Raw genomic sequence first — 16,877 nt, forward strand, 5'->3', positions numbered from 1 at the left:
TCAGAAAATTAACAATATTCATCTCATCCAAGCATACTAATTTTACCCTACCATTAATGGCTCCTTAATTATTTCAGGAACATGATTTTTAAACCATTTACATTTATCGCCAATTTCTTGTGCTTTTATAAAGCTTCTTAAGAAGCATGTACTACAAAAACGTTTGTTTTCACACTCTCTACATTCCTCAGAGTCCATTTGAGGTGCTTGTAAGTTAAAAAATGCATTAATGTATTTAAATTTTTCATCATAAATATCTTTAATATTCTGTTCAAAAACATTACCTATACTATTTTTCAAATCATCTAAACTATGCATAGTACACATTTTAATTTCACCATCAGGCGCAATCACAATATGTGATGTTATTGCACCACAATTCCTAATCTCAGCGCGCGCACCTTCATATAATGAGACAAATTTAGGATATTTTTTATTTATTTTCAACAATGCTTCACCATATGTTTTAACATCCTCTTCATTTAAATAAAGATCACTACATCCTAAGGCTCTTCCCATTGGTATTACTGGTGATACACCAATACTATCAATTCCTAAACTATGTACCCATTCAGCTATATCTTCTACCTCGTGTACATTCAAATGTGTAACTATCGTGGCAATCCGCAAACGAACATCATTTTCGGCTAATTTCATTATGTTATTTTTAATTTTATGAAGTGTATTAGGAACTTTAAAGAACCAAGTCAAATAATTATCATCTAAACTATGCATATCAATCTGCACAAATGTTTTCGACTTATTTTTTATTATTATGTCCATGACTTTATCAGAAAGAGCTATACCATTGGTCAACAGTGTTATTTGAGAAAAATCCAAGGTAAGTGCATATAACAATATCTCTTTTAGATTTGGATGTACTGTTATATCACCGCCCGTAAGTTCAATTAATTTCACTCCTATATGATTTAAGTCATCTAATAATGATTTTATTTGATCTAAGCTCATTACTTTTGGCTTTACTGCCCCAAAATCTCCATAGCAATGACGACATCTTACATTACATCTATTTGTGATTTCAATTGAAGCCACTTTTGGATATATAGTTTGTTCTTCAATTAAATTAACTGGTACATTTATAGGTTCTTCTTGCGTACCAATGTTCATATTGTAAACTTTGGATACATTATTCAAAAATGCATTTAATTTCTTTTCAATACTTATTGGATCTTCACTGTATTTTAAAGATAAGAAAGATACAACTTGTCCATATGTTTTAGTACCATCAATTAATTCAATAATTTCAGTGGCGGTTTTATTTATCGTAAATGTGTTTTCGTTTTTGAGTGTGGGAGCGCTTTCGTTAGGATTTTTATGAACAACCAACATAGATTCATAATTTGATGTGAATTTTCTTATTTCCAGCTTCTCTTTCCAAAATAGATAACCATTCACTTTAATCATCTCCTATAAAATTTTAAGTTGTTTTTAGTTTATGTATTACAAAATTCCATACTCATTTTTGATAAATTTATAGGACTTATTCTTAACATCACTGTTTGTTTATAGAATAAGTCCTAATTTAATTTCACCATAAACACTCTCACATTTTAAAGTTTTAACTTGCAGTACTAGCTCCAGTTGCCGCAGTAACTAGATTTAATAACTCCACAGAACATGCCGCACATACTAAGCAACTCCAACAAGTCCAATCCCTTGGTTGTACTACTGGTGTTTCCATTTAGAACATCTCCTTTTTGGTTATTTATTTTTCTTCTAAAAAATTTATTTGACCAAAAATGCTCAATCTCTTAGTGCTTTTAACCAATAAACTTTTGAAAGAATATTAGCTTGCAGTACTAGCCCCAGTTGCCGCAGTAACTAGATTTAATAATTCCACAGAACATGCCGCACATACTAAGCAACTCCAACAAGTCCAATCCCTTGGTTGTACTACTGGTGTTTCCATTTAGAACACCTCCTTTTTGGTTATTTATTTTTCTTCTAGAAAATTTATTTGACCAAAAATGCTCAATCTCTTAGTGCTTTTAACCCAAAATCTTTTGAAAGAATATTAGCTTGCAGTACTAGCTCCAGTTGCCGCAGTAACTAGATTTAATAACTCCACAGAACATGCCGCACATACTAAGCAACTCCAACAAGTCCAGTCCCTTGGTTGTACTACTGGTGTTTCCATTTGACCTACCTCCTTTTCTGTATTGTGTGGTGCGACTAAAGTATAACTCCCCATGTTTTCTAAAAACAATCAAAAAATTTTAAACATTTCGTGTGTGTTTCTTTAACATTTTGTGACATATATTTACAAAACTTTCTTTTTGATTTATTTAAAATAACAAATATCTTTATTAACTGATACCAAAAATTTTATTTATGAATAATTTATTCAAGTTAACTTTTAAACAATTTAATCGCAGTATATCTTGTTAATCTGCTTTTTATAATTTATAATATTAACTGTGTATGGTGTGTATGTTGTGTATGTTGTACCATAACACTTATCGATAAAGAGGTTGTTTAATGAAAATAGTCTTAAGTAATGTATCAAGTATGCCTTTATATCAACAGATAAAGGAGCAAATTAAAGAATCTATATTTAACAATGAATTAAAAGAGGGTGAACAATTACCATCAATCCGCTCACTTGCTAACGACTTACATGTAAGTGTACTTACTACAAAAAGAGTTTATGCAGAATTAGAAACAGAAGGCTTTATTATTACAAAGGTTGGAAAAGGGACCTATGTAGCTCCTACAAATTTAGAGTTGTTAATGGAGTCCAAACGCCGGATGGTAGAAGTTAAACTTACTGAAGTTTGTCAAATGGCACGTAGTATAGGTATTCATGCAGATGATCTCCATTCAATTTTAGATTTAATTTTAGAGGAGGAGAATGAAAAATGAATGTTGTGTTAGAAGTAAATAATTTAAATAAATCTTACGAGAATTTTTCGTTAAAAGATGTTACCTTTTCACTTAATACAGACTGTATAACAGGATTTATCGGTACAAATGGTTCTGGAAAGACCACTACAATTAAAGCGATTTTAGGTCTCATTTTAAAAGATTCTGGGAAAATTAATTTTCTAGGGAAAGATATGGATAAGCATGAAAGAAAGTCTAAAAACAAAATTGGTATCGTGCTAGATGAAGGCTATTTTTATGATGAATTAACAGTAAAGGAAATGAAAAATGTTATTGCTCCATCCTACACTGAATGGGATGAACCAGTTTTCCAAAATTACATTAAAAAGTTTAACTTAAATCTAGAACAAAAAATCTCTACTCTATCCAAAGGAATGCGAATGAAATTTGCAGTTGCATTAGCCCTATCCCATCATGCAGATTTATTAATAATGGATGAACCAACAAGTGGCTTGGATCCATTAGTACGGAGTGAATTAATGGATATTCTCCTTGATTTCATGAAAGAGCCGGGGAAAAGCGTATTTTTTTCCACTCATATTACATCTGATTTAGATAAAATTGCTGATATGATTATTTTAATTGATAATGGAAAAGTTTTAGTTAATGATGAAAAAGATGTTTTAATAGACACACATGCATTGGTAAAGGGCGACAACCGCTTAATTAATGAACAAACAAGACCTCTTTTTTTAAATTTACATCAAACTCACTATGGATTTGAAGGGATTACTAATAAAAAAGATGATGTACGTCGACTCATGCCTGATGTATTAATAGAAAGACCAACTATTGAGGATATTATGCTTTCATATATTGGGGGGAACACCCATGTTAATTAACCTAGTGATGAAAGACTTTTTGTTAGTCAAAAAATATTTTCTAATCTTACTCGTTTTTGCTGCTATAGCTCCTATTTATCTTTCTTCACAATTACAATTAAACGATGGCGGTCTTGTTAGCTTTCTTTTAACCGTTATTTTGATGGAATATATTTTGTTCGGAACAGTATCCAAATTTGAGGACCAGTACAAGGGAGCGGCTTTACTTTGTGCTACCCCGTACACTCGAAGCGCATTTGTAAAAGCGAAGTACCTTTTTCTTTTTGTAATTTTTATTTGTGCAGCTATTATCCGTATAATCATTTCAGTTGTCGCCCCATCGGGTATAGAAAGCCTTAGCGCTATTGCTCTTGGAATAACGTTTTTAACTCTAAGTATTTTATTTGGTGTACTACTTCCTGTTCAGTTTAAATTTGGTTATGACAAAACAAAAATCATATCACTTTTAACTGCTTTTTTAATACCTTTTGTTGCTCCTACTCTTATAAGGGGACTACAATCAAGCAATATTGATTTCAAAAGTATTTTTCCATTCTCACCAACTGTCCTAACATGGATGCCTTGTTTCATCTCAATTATTATTGGTTTTATATCAATGATAATATCTCTAAAAGTATATGCAAAAAAAGATTTATAATTTAAATTTAAAATCATAGGAATGAGTAATTAAACACTTTATATATTTAATTACTCATTCCCTTTTATTTAATGCTCTTCTCTAATGAACCTATTCCTAAAATACATTTTATCAATATCAAAGTGAACAAAATTTTCAAATCAATAATTCTCATAATATCTCTTTTCATTAACGATTTAGTAAGATAAGGACTATACATAATATATCAAGAGGATGATTTTATGAAAAAAATAATTAAATTCCTTCTGTTAATTAACTTGATTTTCGGAACTTTCATACCTATCACTGCAGTTTATGCTGAAGAAAAATCACAATATTACACTATACTGTTGAAAAATTATCAAAATCCCCAAAAACTAGCTAGTAAGTTTCAAAAATATGATATGCAAGTAGTCTATAGTGTCCCAGAGATTGGTGTTATACAAGTGAAAGCTACCGAAAAAGCAATGAATATGGTTCATTCGGATCCTAATATAGATTCATATAATAAGTCATTACAATCGTTTAATTCAAGAGAAGTAGCAACCAATGTCTCTTCTCCCCTACCCTTACATGAAATATGGGAGAATCAATGGGATATGCAACAAGTAACCCATAATGGTGATAGCTATAGACTATATCCAGGAACTAAAAATGTAACTGTTGGTATCATTGATTCAGGCATTGATATAAATCATCCTGATTTAAAAGATAACATTTCACCTGGGTCTAAAAATTTAGTGCCTAAAGGTGGGTTTAGAGGGCAAGAATCTCAAGAAACAGGTGAATTAAATCGCCTAATAGATCTAAGAGGGCATGGAACTTTTACTGCTGGACAGGTTGCAGCTAATGGTTTTATGAAAGGGGCTGCTCCTGGTATTGGAATTAAAATGTATAGAGTGTTTGGTAATGGAGCAGGTGAGGCTATTTGGGTTATTAAAGCCATAGTTGAAGCTGCAAAAGATAATGTTGATGTTATTAATTTAAGTTTAGGAGAATACCTCATCAATGGTATAGTATCTTCTTCATACGGTGAATCTAGTGAGGAATTATCCGAAATTAAAGCTTATAAAAAAGCCATTAAATATGCTAAATCAAAGGGAAGTGTTATAGTTGCTGCGGCTGGTAATGACGCTCTTAATGTTACTAACAAGCAAGAAATGAATGATTTTTTCAGAAAAAAAAATGAAAATACTGGGGTAACATTTAATGGAGAAATATTAGATATTCCTGCTGAGTTGCCTAATGTAGTAACAGTTTCATCTGTTGGCCCACCTAAATTACTCTCCTTATTTTCAAATTATGGTGAAAGTTTTATAGATATTGCTGCACCTGGAGGAGATAATAGATTATTTCAGCAATATGGTTTAGAACAGTGGGTAAAAAATAAGTTAATGTTAAAAGAACTAATATTAACTACCGCTCCTGGTGGTGGTTATGCTCTCTCTGTAGGTGTTTCACTTGCTGCTCCAAAAGTATCAGGTGCTTTAGCATTAATTATTGATAAAAATAAATTTAAAAACAACCCCGATAAGGCCGTGAGATATCTTTATAAAAATGGGGTTAGCAATGATACCCCTATTAATAAAAGTTTTTATGGTAATGGTTTTCTTGATGTCTATAAGGCACTTTCCCAATAAAATATATACACTACAATATGGTATTAAAATAATAATTGATAGTGAATTTTTGATGGAACCTTTATTTAATGAATTCCCCGAAAGAATTCTCCTTCCTCAAGCGTGTGAAGGGCGTAGACCAACGGTAGGTGGGAGATGCATTTCGGTTTGGCATATAAACTAGCTATATGAAGTTCTTTGATAACTTGATATAGGACGTTGAAGGAAGAAAATGAAGTGCGAAAACCATGCCATTTGGTTCCTGCGTAAAATATCAATTGTACCAAAAGAACAATCATACGAAGGACATCTAGGGTGGAACACCCCTAAGTAACGATCAGGGAGCCGAAAGCTTACTTTCGCCATGGAACTGAGAATCCCCCACTTCAAACTTTCCTAAGTGGCGTGTAGTTCACAACAAATCTAATAATGAGAATATGGATACTAAATTTACTCTCAAAAACAGAAACCTAACTGCATACCTTCTGAAAGTAAACATAAGAAAAACGTTCTACTCCATATGAGTAGAACGTCTTCTCACTTTAATTCATATATTTTTTTGGACTTATTTATTTTGTGTCGTATTTAAAAAATTAATAAATTCATCTTCATTTACAGGCTTACTGTAGTAATAACCTTGAATTAGATAACATGCATTTTGTTGTAACACTGTTAATTGCTCCTTCGTTTCTACCCCTTCTGCTATTACTTTCATATTTAAAGTATGGGCTAACGAAATAATTGTTTGTATAATTTCATCTCCATCATTTGAAGTTCCAATCCTATTCACAAATTCTCTTGGAATTTTCAAAGTATCAATTGGATACAAAGGTAGATACGCTAATGAAGAATATCCTGTACCAAAATCATCAATTGATAAATGTACACCATATGATTTTAAGTCTTTTAACTTCGATAAAGTTTCTTTCTCATCTACCATTGCTATTCGCTCTGTTAATTCCAAATCAATCAAGTTAACTGGTACTCCTATTTCTTCTATGGTAGAAATAATCGTTTGAACAAAATCTTTCTGTTCAAACTCTATAGCTGATAAATTTATCCCCATCTTTAAATTTGAGTAGCCCGCAGAATGCCATTCTTTTAGTTGCCGACACGCTTCCTGTAACGTCCATTTCCCAATTGAAATAATCTGCGACGTTTCTTCCGCGATAGATATAAACTCAAAAGGTGAAATTAGCCCAAGCTCTGAATGTTGCCAACGTATTAAAGCCTCTGCACCAACAACCTTTCCTGTCTTACTATCAACTTGTGGTTGATACAATAAAAACAACTCATTATTTTCAATTGCATTCGGTAAATCCTGTTCTAATTGTAATCGTCTTGTTATTTTTTGAGATAATGTCTCGTCGTACATACAAACAGCATTGTTACCTTTTTCCTTTGCGCTATACATGGCGATATCAGCATGTTGTAAAAGTGTAGTAGTGTTTATTCCTCCAAACGGATACACTGCTATTCCTATACTAAGAGATAAGTAAAAACTATGCTGATTGACTACAAATGGTTTTTCAGTTATACGAAACAGATTTTCACATAAATCCAATAGCTGTTGTTCTGTGTGGTTATGGACTAAGACTGCAAACTCATCTCCCCCTATTCTCGCTAGAGGAATAGAAGGTAACAGACATGTCCTAAAACGTTTAGCAACTTCTTTTAAAACGCTATCACCAATTGAATGTCCCATTGTATCATTAATAGTCTTAAAACGATTTAAATCTATATACAAGAGTCCAAATTCACCCTGCGTTTTTTGTGCACGCTCAATGGATTTTTCTAATTCTTGTTGGAAGAATATTCGATTTCCAATCTCCGTCACTGTATCATGGAATGCTAGATAGTTTATCTTATCTTGTTGTTGCTTCATTTTCGTAATGTCTTTTACCATTACATAACTCCCAAAAGTTTGTCCTTCTATCATAATAGGAACAATAGTGACATACCAAAAATATATATCCTTCTCATTATTATTTTTCACACGTAACTGTAACGAAGACGAACTACATCGTTTCCCCACCTTTAGAACTGCTTCCAATTCAGGTTTATCTTCATCTAAAAAAATAGAGAAGCACTCTTTTCCTATTAATGCAGCACTGTCTTTCCCTAATAATATACTTCCAGACTGGTTTATATTTAAAACGGTACCATTTGAATCAATTGTTAATATAGGGTCTGGATGGTACTCATATAAGGACTTAAACCTCTCTTGATTTTTCACCAAATCATTAGATTTTTTTATTAAATCCGCTGTTCTTTGAGATACTTTTTGCTCTAATTGATTATTAAACACTTTTAATGTTTCGGTTAAATCTTTGTTTTGCATTCGTACAATTGTATGACGAATCAGTACAAATACAAAGGCAATACAATTACCCGTAATCAGTGTAGATGAAGAAGTTTGCTCTTTTAAAGTAAAACCAATTAAGATTGCAACTGCAAGATAAGGAAATATGACAAGAAGTTTCTTTCCAAATGTCGGATTAATAATAAAATAATTCCTTCTAGAAGATGCACGCCTTGGGATAGTAGCGGCAATGGCAATAAATAATAGAAAAACTCTATACAAACACCTTAATAATATGAGTGAACGATGTGATAAATCATCTTGTAAATAGAAATATAAATAGTCCGTAATAGACAATCCAGTTAATACTAAGATGAAAATAAACAATTTACTTTTCGCATTAAAAATTGCTGGTCGAAAGATAAGGCTAACTCCTAGTAAAAGAAGCAATAGATCTATAATTGGGAAAATAAATGAAAGAAAAACATCTCCAATTGATAAGAATAAGATATTTGCAGAAGGTTTATTAAATAGGTACCACTCTAAGGTAAAAATGGCAGTAACAACAATACATAAATCACAAATCAAATAAGCTTTTTCCCATTTGTTACATTCCATCATGATTTTATAAAAGAACGCAAAGAGAAAGAAGAATAAGAAAAACAACAAAAATACATCAGAGATATTAAAATTTTGTATTGGTAATTCTACATTAAGTACTTGAAAAGCAGATATAAAATTCCCTATCAAGAAACACCCTATTGCAATAGTAATACAAACCCAAAAGACTCCTAGTTTAATTCTCCTTGATGCTATCGAGTAAAGTAATGAGATAAATACAGTAATTTCAACAACTAAGGATGATAATCGTATATTAAAATCTGATACAAAATACTCATTCGGAAAAACAAATAAAAATATAAAGCAAAAGCTTAAATAAGCTACTAGAGCCGATATCAATACATAAAATTGCACATGTGAATGTTTACGCAATATATTCACCTTCTTAAGTCTTTCATCATTTTTTATTAAATTTGTTTCTAATTATTATTCCTATTATGACCATTTCAAAAGATTTCTTTCAAAATAAAGCAACCTCAAATTACACCTGTTAATATTCAACAATTATAGAACAGGAATTATAAAAATGTTTCTAACCGTATGAAATGAAAGGAATCTTCTGTCGGAAAATGATAAATCACCATATTTCTCTGCATCCTTTTTCTCATAAAAAGTCACAAATATGTCTAGTTCTCTAGCATGCTTTCAAATGGATTGGACAATGCTAACATCATGATTCCAAAATTAATAGATTACAGAAAGGCTTATACTGATTAGATGCATTAAATATTATCAACAAAAAAAGTTTTTATAACTCTATAAAAAAATTTCACGAAATTAAGTGTATGTATAGACTTTCCAGTCAAAAGAATATAAACAGGACAATCATTATATAAACATGTATCTCTGAGAAATTATATAAATGTAACATATACCCAATTGATGGAGCAATTATAGTTACTTATATGAATGAGTGTCCACGACAGAAATATGACATTTTTGCAAGCAGCTAATAAAAATGAAACAGAAGATAATGTTTTAAAGTAACTAATTCAAAAAAGCCTTGTAACATATTACAAGACTTTTTGAATTGGTATATACATTATAGATGGATAATTTTATTTTATTAAAATTAAGACCAAACCCATTGCTCTTCATTTGTATTCTGTTTAATTTTATCGTTAATTTTCTGGATATGGTCATATGTTGTTTTATCCATTCCATGGAAATTAGATCCATCATGAAAATCTACTCGAACCATATCACCTATATTAAATTGTTGACCTTGTGTTAAATCCACATAAACAACATCATTTTCCCCATTTTTAGAAGGGTACTTGACAGCTACATAATCGGTATAATCTTTGTCTATTTTTGTAATTTCTCCAATTACAAAATTAGGTTGACCATCTTCTTTCTCATACATTCCTGGTTTCAATGTTGTACCTTCTTTTTCTAAAGACTCAGTACTAGTACTATAATCATTAATTTGCGTTTTAACTTTTTCTACTTTTGCATTTACAGCTATAGGTGGTATGGATCTCGTCCAAAAATCACTTTCTACTTTCACTAAGTCATTAACCTTAAAGTTATGAGTGTTTTTTAGAGGTACACGAAGATCCTCTGGATTTCCGTTATTATCTATATATGTAACTAATAACTCATTAGAAGAAATTTCACTTACATGCCCTACTGTATATTGCTCATAGTTTCCAGGAGCTAATTCAAAATGCTCAACAGAATTAGCCGTTAAACTTGTAGTAAATGCGTTTTGAAGTAATGGACCATTACTATTTACTTTTACATATTCACCTGGTTTTGCATTTACCTGAAAATCAGTATAAATAGTTACACTTTCATTTAATTCTTTACTTTCAATGATAAAATAGTTTGACTGTACTTCTATTACTTTCCCCTCAACTGTAGTGTTGAACTCTTGCACAGCTGCACTTGCTGTTAGTGAATCTAATCCTGGTATATTGCTTCCTGTAAATGCTGCAATTCCTAATGCACCAGCTAAAATGACTTTTTTCATATGCTAAAACATCTCCAATCATATCTATTCACCAACTGATTTCCATTATCAATTAGCATGTAATCATTATAGTTACACCCTTTAAAGAACGTCAACAAAAAGATTATTACACTTTTGTAAGGTAATAAGGTTAATAATATAGCAAGTAACTTTTACACGAGGTAAATTTTTTTATGTTTATAATAGGCTAAAAATGAAAATAATCCACCTATCTGGTTCATTGGATTGTTTATTAGCGAATCGTATCATTTATTATAATTCCTATATTTTTACTAATTTGATGACTTACAGGAAAGAAAATAGCCAATATTTAGAGATAGATTAAAACAAATATTTCCGTTTGCATGGCAACTTATTAATCTTTATGGCAATTTAAGTTTAATAAACAACAAAAATTTGTTGACATGAATGCATTTATTCAAGAATTAGTGCAATCAAAGTTACTATCTAAAATACAGTAAATAGTATATACGAAGTACTTCGTTAGAAATTTTAGGAGCGTACTTCTTATTCGCCTTTTTCAGGGGATGTACAAAAATACCCCACATATAAATCTAAATTATTTAATCTATTATCTTCAATAATTAATTGATAACGACCAACAAAGATATAATAAAACTTGTTGCACCATTTGGTAAGAGGCCATCGTGACTGTTTAAATTTAAAAACTCTGCAGTATGATGACCAAATAATACAAATAATAATAGAAGTCCAACGAAAATAAAAAACACAAAAAATCACTGGTAAATAACGCTAAATATCCCTCTTTATTTAATCTAGAGAACCCTCTCATTACATAGGATTAAAAACAAATATATTCATCCTTATAGTTATTATAATGAGTAATTATTCACCTTATATAATAATTACTTACTATATTATTAATATGGTTATCTTACAAAAATGTAATTCTTTTTTAATTGACACTCGTATATATAAGTAACTATACTGGTTACACAAGCTCGGTAAATATATCAAATAGTCCCTTACTACAAGTGTATGTCTGTGAATTCTTTTCGAAATAATAGTTTGAATCAACCATATATTATTTACCTGCAATATAGTGATGATACCAACCTAATCTATTAAACTAGGTCATATTACTTATGAGTTTAACTATAAATGATAGATTTACCAAGCTGTAATAATTTTTAGGAGTGTTACATTTTGAAATACAAATTAATTGCTACAGGAATTCTTGCTGGAAGTCTACTATCCTACTCATCTAGTACATTTGCAAATACTCATAAATTTCCAGATGTCCCAAATTGGGCAAGCCCTTCTGTAAATTACCTAGTTGAAAAAGGCGCATTACATGGAAAACCCGATGGTACTTTTGCTCCCGCTGAAACAATTGACCGCGGTTCAGCTGCCAAAATAATGGCCATTATGCTTGGTCTAGATATTAATCTAAATGCTAAACCATCCTTCCAAGATGCTCAAAATCACTGGGCAGCACCATACATTGCAGCTGTTGAAAAAGCAGGTGTTATTAAAGGAGATGGAAATGGTAACTTCCTTCCAACAGGTTTGATTAATCGTGCATCCATGGCTTCAATGGTGGCAAACGCTTATAAATTAGAAAATAAAGTTGCTGAAAATAGTGTAACTACGTTTGAGGATTTAAAAGGACATTGGGGAGAAAAATATGCAAATATTTTAATACAAACAGAAATTTCTAAGGGCACTGAAGATGGAGAAAACTGGTCCCCTAATAGACCGATTACCCGTGCAGAGGCTGCACAATTTATTGCAAAGTCTGATCAAATCGACCACCAAACAAAGAAAGAAGAAAATGCTGTAGTTGGTGTAATAAATGATGCAGACCCTTATTATGTGACTGTTGCATATAAAGATGCTAATGGCAATAGTCAAGAAGTTACTATAGACTTCCCAAATGGTAGTAACTCTAACTTTAAAAACGGAGACAAAGTTAAAGTTGCTAACAAAAATCAATGGAAACATCAAAAAATCTATGGACAAACTGTATTTTACACTGATGTAAATTCTATTTCTAAAGTAAATGAAGAATCTAACAAACAACAAGAAAACCATGTATTTGGTGTAATAAATGATGCAGATTCTTATTATGTGACTGTTGCATATAAAGATGCTAATGGAAATAATCAAGAAGTTACTATAGACTTCCCGAATGGTAGTAACTCTAACTTTAAAAACGGAGACAAAGTTAAAGTTGCTAACAAAAATCAATGGAAACATCAAAAAATCTATGGACAAACTGTATTTTACACTGATGTAAGTTCTATTTCTAAAATAAACGAAGAATCTAACAAACAACAAGTAAACCATGTAATGAGTAAAGATAAAGAACAAAAACTCTTAGCACAACTAAAAAAACGTTCTGGTACAGTGACAAAAAAATCCGAAGATAGCTTAGAAATTTCAAGTGAAAATCAAACCATTCGTGCCCATGTTAATCCAAAAGTATTACCAAACATTCAGATAGGTGATACAGTAAATGTTTATGCTCAAGCATTTGAAATGGCCCCTATTCTTCTAATGGACTTACCTTTCGAGGCAAGAAACGCAATTATTCAAAAAGGAAATGAACAAAATATTTTAGAGAATCAATACAAAAAAATTACAGGAAATGTTACAGAAAAATCCGATAATTCAATCTTAGTTTCAAGTAACAACATAACTTATGAAGTTGAAACTTCAACCGAAGTATTACAAGATATTGTAATCGGTGATACGGTGAACGTTTATGCTGCATCTTTTGAGTTTAGCCCTATTTTACTTGCTGGTGTTCCTGTGAAAGCTATTTCTCCTATTGTTGAAAAAACAAACTAATGTTCAACATTCTTTGAACTACCCCCACTTTCACTTCGTTTAGAAGTGAAAGTGGGGGATTCCTAAGTAAAGAGTTCTATCGAACTCTAATTGATTAGGCTAACCCCGCAGTCCTTGGGGTTAGAAGCCTTATCGCTTCATTCTTTAGATTGATACTTGCGTTAATATCCCTATCATGGTGTGTACAACAAGAAGGACAGTCCCATTCACGTAGGTTTAGATTTTTAACGTCTTTATTTTGATATCCACAACAAGAACATAATTGGCTTGAAGCAAATGTTTTTGATCCGACAATGACTTGTTTGCCATACCATTTTGCTTTATATTCCAACATAGTTCGAAACTGTGACCATGATACCTCACTAATCGCTTTTGCTAGCTTACGATTTTTTAACATATTCGATACTTGCAAATCTTCTATACCGATAACATCGTGGTTTTTGATGATTTCAGTAGAGATTTTGTCCAAGTAATCTTTTCTAGCATTTGCCATGTATTCATGCATTCTAGCTACTTTTACTCGTTGTTTATTCCAGCGAGAAGATCCTTTCGTTCTTCTAGAAAGAACACGCTGTGCTTTTGCCAACTTCTCTTCTAACGATCGAAAAAACTTCGGATTTTCATAGGTTTTTCCATCTGACAGAATGGCGAAATCTTTTAGTCCTACATCTATTCCAATGTGAGAATGTGTTTTCGGTAGTTCCTGCACTTCTGTCCCAACTAACAATGACACAAAAATAGACGAATGTTATCTTGAATAAACAAAAAATCATGATCTTTAAATGCTTTAAAATTCATATCTTTGTGGATTTTTACGACATCTGCGAATGGAATGGAAAGATCTAAAAGTAATGCAGTAATCACTCCTGCAGAAGTCCCCCAAAATCTTTGTATTTCTGGCAAAATCTCTTCATCGTTTAGTGCGCGGATGGCACCGATAAAAGCGATCCCTTTTACCCGCCTCCTTCAAATACTAAATTACGAAATGGATATGTCATTATATACCTCCAGTAGAGAAATTTTAGAGCTGTTATAGTATCGGAAGTATATTGAAATATATTCCAAATGATATTAAGAACGTTTCATGCTACGCGATACGTATGGCGGATTTATCTTTATTCAATGGATGAATTGTTTGAAAGAGAAGGAATTTGCTTGGAATGGTAATTTAGTAGGATAGGAAATAGGAAACGGAGCACATCTTTGGGTGCTCTTACCCTAAGTATACCTGAGTCTATTTGTTTCCTAGCCCGAAAGAGATAAATAGTTTTGTTCCCATTCATGAAATAGTACAATGTATGCACAATTACATATCTAATTAATTGCTTTTAGTGTTATATTTTAATAGCGATGAATGCTATTATTTCATAAGTTGTCAACAAGCGTTATGTATGAGAAAAAGGAAGGGCCAAATAGGTCCATTCCTTTTTCTACCAATTAACTAAATTACTCTCTGGTAAAAATTTAAATAGTGATGCAAATAAGTTGCATCACTTTTTTAGATAAATAAGGGAAGTAACTCTTAAGATTCAATGAGTCTTTTTTCCTGCCTTTGAAAAGTTCGTTTAGGCTTCAATGCCCTTATTCAATGATATTTCAGCAGTTCCTTTATTTTTCATATTTAATATTTTGTTCCTTAGCCATGAATATACTTAGAAAACCTCTAAAAACTATTTGATAATCTTTTAGAATCTAACTTTCTTATAATACTCTTTGCTATTTCTTCAATATTTTCATTTAGAAAGAAATGATTACCTTTAAAAGAATGAAGAGTACACGTTTTACTTGTATATTGCTCCCATTTTATTACTTGATCATATGTAGTAAATTCATCATTTTCCCCATTAAATATAAGAAAATCAATATCACATAGTTGTATATTATTGTCATGAATATATGTCTCGACAATTTTAAAATCTGCTCTTAGAATTGGGAGAAAAATCTCCATTAATTCTTCTGATTGAAGTACCCCGGACGGTGTACCTCCCATTGCAATAACTTCTCTTTTAAATTGCTCATTAGAAAGATTATGTCGGATATTTTTTATTTTACTATTTGGATGATTTCTACCGGACAAAACAAGAAATTCAGGAGATACGTTTTTAGAATCTTTTATTTTTCTGGCTACTTCATAGGCGATCAAACTTCCCATGCTATGCCCGAATAGAATGTAGGGCGAATCATCTATCTGCATAACTATTTTATTGTAGACATCATTTACTGCCTCTTCCATACTTTGGTACAAGTTTTCTTCAATTCTATATCCTCTACCAGCTAACTCTATCGGGACTACCTCAATATATGGATTAAAGTGATTTTTCCATTTTGCGTAACTAAACGCAGATCCCCCAGCATGTGGAAAGCAAAAAAGTTTAGTCTTCTGCATTGATTTTCTCCTTACTTTCAAATTTGTATATATTCTGGCAAATTGAATAAATGTCTTTAATTATTATCTCTTGCGGAAATTCATCCCTTGTTGCACAAGCAGATATCTTATAATTTGGCTCAATGTTATATTGTCTAAAATAAAAGTTTTGAGGTATATACTTATATGAAATTAAAGTTTGTGACTCTTTTTTTATAGAGAATGAATTTAACGGGATATAAAGCCCTTTCCCAATCGTTTTTATATAACTTTCTTTTAATGTCCATAAATCATAAAAATAATTAATTTGTTCATCAGAATTTATATTAGATATATCATAAAATTCTTCCTCTGAAAAAAATTCATTTGCTAATTTAAGAGCCTCTATCTCTGAAACCTTTTCTATATCAATACCCACATTAAAATTAGCAGTAGTACAAACCACCCATTCTCCTGAATGTGACAGATTAAAATGAAAGTCAGAAAAATTTTCAACAAAAGGTTTTCCATAATCATTATATATAAATCTAATTTCTTCATTATTAATTTTATACTTTTGGCAGATTAGAGATCGGATTAGTAAATCCCCTATCAGGGTCCTATTAATGTCGCATGAGTTTAATAAGCGCTTCATTCGTTCTTTCTTCTCATTTGAAACCAAGTTACTAAGTTGCTTAAACAAATGACTTTCAATTTTCTTTGGTATTTTCACAGCTTGAATGTGTATGATAAATCACTTCCTTTTTTAAAGGATGGCTTCATATATGTGCGTTACATAAATTCAAATTAGCTTTATTAAATTGCAAATATAATAAAAAA

Annotated in this window: 13 protein-coding genes and 2 pseudogenes; 5 read left to right on the forward strand and 10 right to left on the reverse strand. The window is 31.3% G+C overall.

Annotated elements, in window-relative coordinates; translation table 11 throughout:
• Window positions 1-42: 42 nt before the first annotated feature.
• From AAG068_RS28360 to tucA (AAG068_RS28375), 4 genes are all read right to left on the reverse strand, one after another.
• Complete coding sequence (locus AAG068_RS28360; RefSeq protein WP_342720084.1) at window positions 43-1,425, reverse strand: PqqD family peptide modification chaperone; 1,383 nt, start codon at window positions 1,423-1,425, stop codon at window positions 43-45.
• Between the two features lie 154 nt (window positions 1,426-1,579).
• Entirely contained in the window at window positions 1,580-1,702 is a 123-nt protein-coding gene (tucA, locus tag AAG068_RS28365) for a subclass IId bacteriocin thuricin17 (protein ID WP_000449799.1), read from the reverse strand.
• Window positions 1,703-1,807: 105 nt separating this feature from the next.
• Complete coding sequence (tucA, locus tag AAG068_RS28370) at window positions 1,808-1,930, reverse strand: subclass IId bacteriocin thuricin17 (protein ID WP_000449799.1); 123 nt, start codon at window positions 1,928-1,930, stop codon at window positions 1,808-1,810.
• Window positions 1,931-2,035: 105 nt separating this feature from the next.
• Entirely contained in the window at window positions 2,036-2,158 is a 123-nt protein-coding gene (tucA, locus tag AAG068_RS28375) for a subclass IId bacteriocin thuricin17 (protein ID WP_000449799.1), read from the reverse strand.
• 341 nt (window positions 2,159-2,499) lie between these two features.
• Between tucA (AAG068_RS28375) and AAG068_RS28380 the strand changes: the two genes are divergently transcribed.
• From AAG068_RS28380 to AAG068_RS28395, 4 genes are all read left to right on the forward strand, one after another.
• Window positions 2,500-2,883, forward strand: coding sequence for a GntR family transcriptional regulator (locus tag AAG068_RS28380; protein ID WP_000706801.1), 384 nt, complete (start codon window positions 2,500-2,502; stop codon window positions 2,881-2,883).
• Window positions 2,880-3,746: an ABC transporter ATP-binding protein gene (locus AAG068_RS28385; RefSeq protein ID WP_098092446.1), complete on the forward strand. Its 867-nt coding sequence runs from the start codon at window positions 2,880-2,882 to the stop codon at window positions 3,744-3,746. Before AAG068_RS28380 ends, AAG068_RS28385 begins: the two co-directional genes overlap by 4 nt.
• Window positions 3,736-4,383 carry an ABC-2 transporter permease gene (locus tag AAG068_RS28390; protein WP_342720085.1) on the forward strand — a complete coding sequence of 216 codons (648 nt, stop codon included), beginning with the start codon at window positions 3,736-3,738 and terminating at the stop codon, window positions 4,381-4,383. Before AAG068_RS28385 ends, AAG068_RS28390 begins: the two co-directional genes overlap by 11 nt.
• 221 nt (window positions 4,384-4,604) lie before the next feature.
• On the forward strand, window positions 4,605-6,002 hold the full coding sequence (locus AAG068_RS28395) for a S8 family peptidase (RefSeq protein ID WP_342720086.1): 1,398 nt from the start codon (window positions 4,605-4,607) through the stop codon (window positions 6,000-6,002).
• 544 nt (window positions 6,003-6,546) lie between these two features.
• Here the strand turns inward: AAG068_RS28395 and AAG068_RS28400 are convergent.
• Entirely contained in the window at window positions 6,547-9,276 is a 2,730-nt protein-coding gene (locus AAG068_RS28400) for an EAL domain-containing protein (RefSeq protein ID WP_342720087.1), read from the reverse strand.
• Between the two features lie 700 nt (window positions 9,277-9,976).
• Window positions 9,977-10,879 (reverse strand): hypothetical protein, encoded by a 903-nt coding sequence (locus tag AAG068_RS28405; protein ID WP_342720088.1) that lies wholly within the window; start codon window positions 10,877-10,879, stop codon window positions 9,977-9,979.
• Between the two features lie 1,167 nt (window positions 10,880-12,046).
• On the opposite strand from AAG068_RS28405, the gene AAG068_RS28410 reads away from it, so the two are divergent.
• Window positions 12,047-13,693, forward strand: coding sequence for an S-layer homology domain-containing protein (locus AAG068_RS28410; RefSeq protein ID WP_342720089.1), 1,647 nt, complete (start codon window positions 12,047-12,049; stop codon window positions 13,691-13,693).
• A gap of 94 nt (window positions 13,694-13,787) precedes the next feature.
• Here the strand turns inward: AAG068_RS28410 and AAG068_RS28415 are convergent.
• The 4 genes and pseudogenes from AAG068_RS28415 to AAG068_RS28430 all read right to left on the reverse strand — a co-directional run.
• A pseudogene (locus tag AAG068_RS28415) lies at window positions 13,788-14,429 on the reverse strand (RNA-guided endonuclease TnpB family protein); the annotation flags it as partial.
• A pseudogene (locus AAG068_RS28420) lies at window positions 14,429-14,691 on the reverse strand (patatin-like phospholipase family protein); the annotation flags it as partial. The pseudogenes AAG068_RS28415 and AAG068_RS28420, both read right to left, overlap by 1 nt.
• A 665-nt stretch (window positions 14,692-15,356) precedes the next feature.
• The gene (locus AAG068_RS28425; RefSeq protein ID WP_342720090.1) at window positions 15,357-16,079 is read right to left on the reverse strand and encodes a thioesterase II family protein; all 723 of its coding nucleotides are present in this window, start codon (window positions 16,077-16,079) and stop codon (window positions 15,357-15,359) included.
• Window positions 16,066-16,770, reverse strand: coding sequence for a 4'-phosphopantetheinyl transferase family protein (locus AAG068_RS28430; RefSeq protein ID WP_428846014.1), 705 nt, complete (start codon window positions 16,768-16,770; stop codon window positions 16,066-16,068). The genes AAG068_RS28425 and AAG068_RS28430 overlap by 14 nt, the downstream gene beginning before the upstream one ends.
• Window positions 16,771-16,877: the final 107 nt, after the last annotated feature.

Source organism: Bacillus paramycoides, from assembly GCF_038971285.1.
Classification (GTDB): domain Bacteria; phylum Bacillota; class Bacilli; order Bacillales; family Bacillaceae_G; genus Bacillus_A.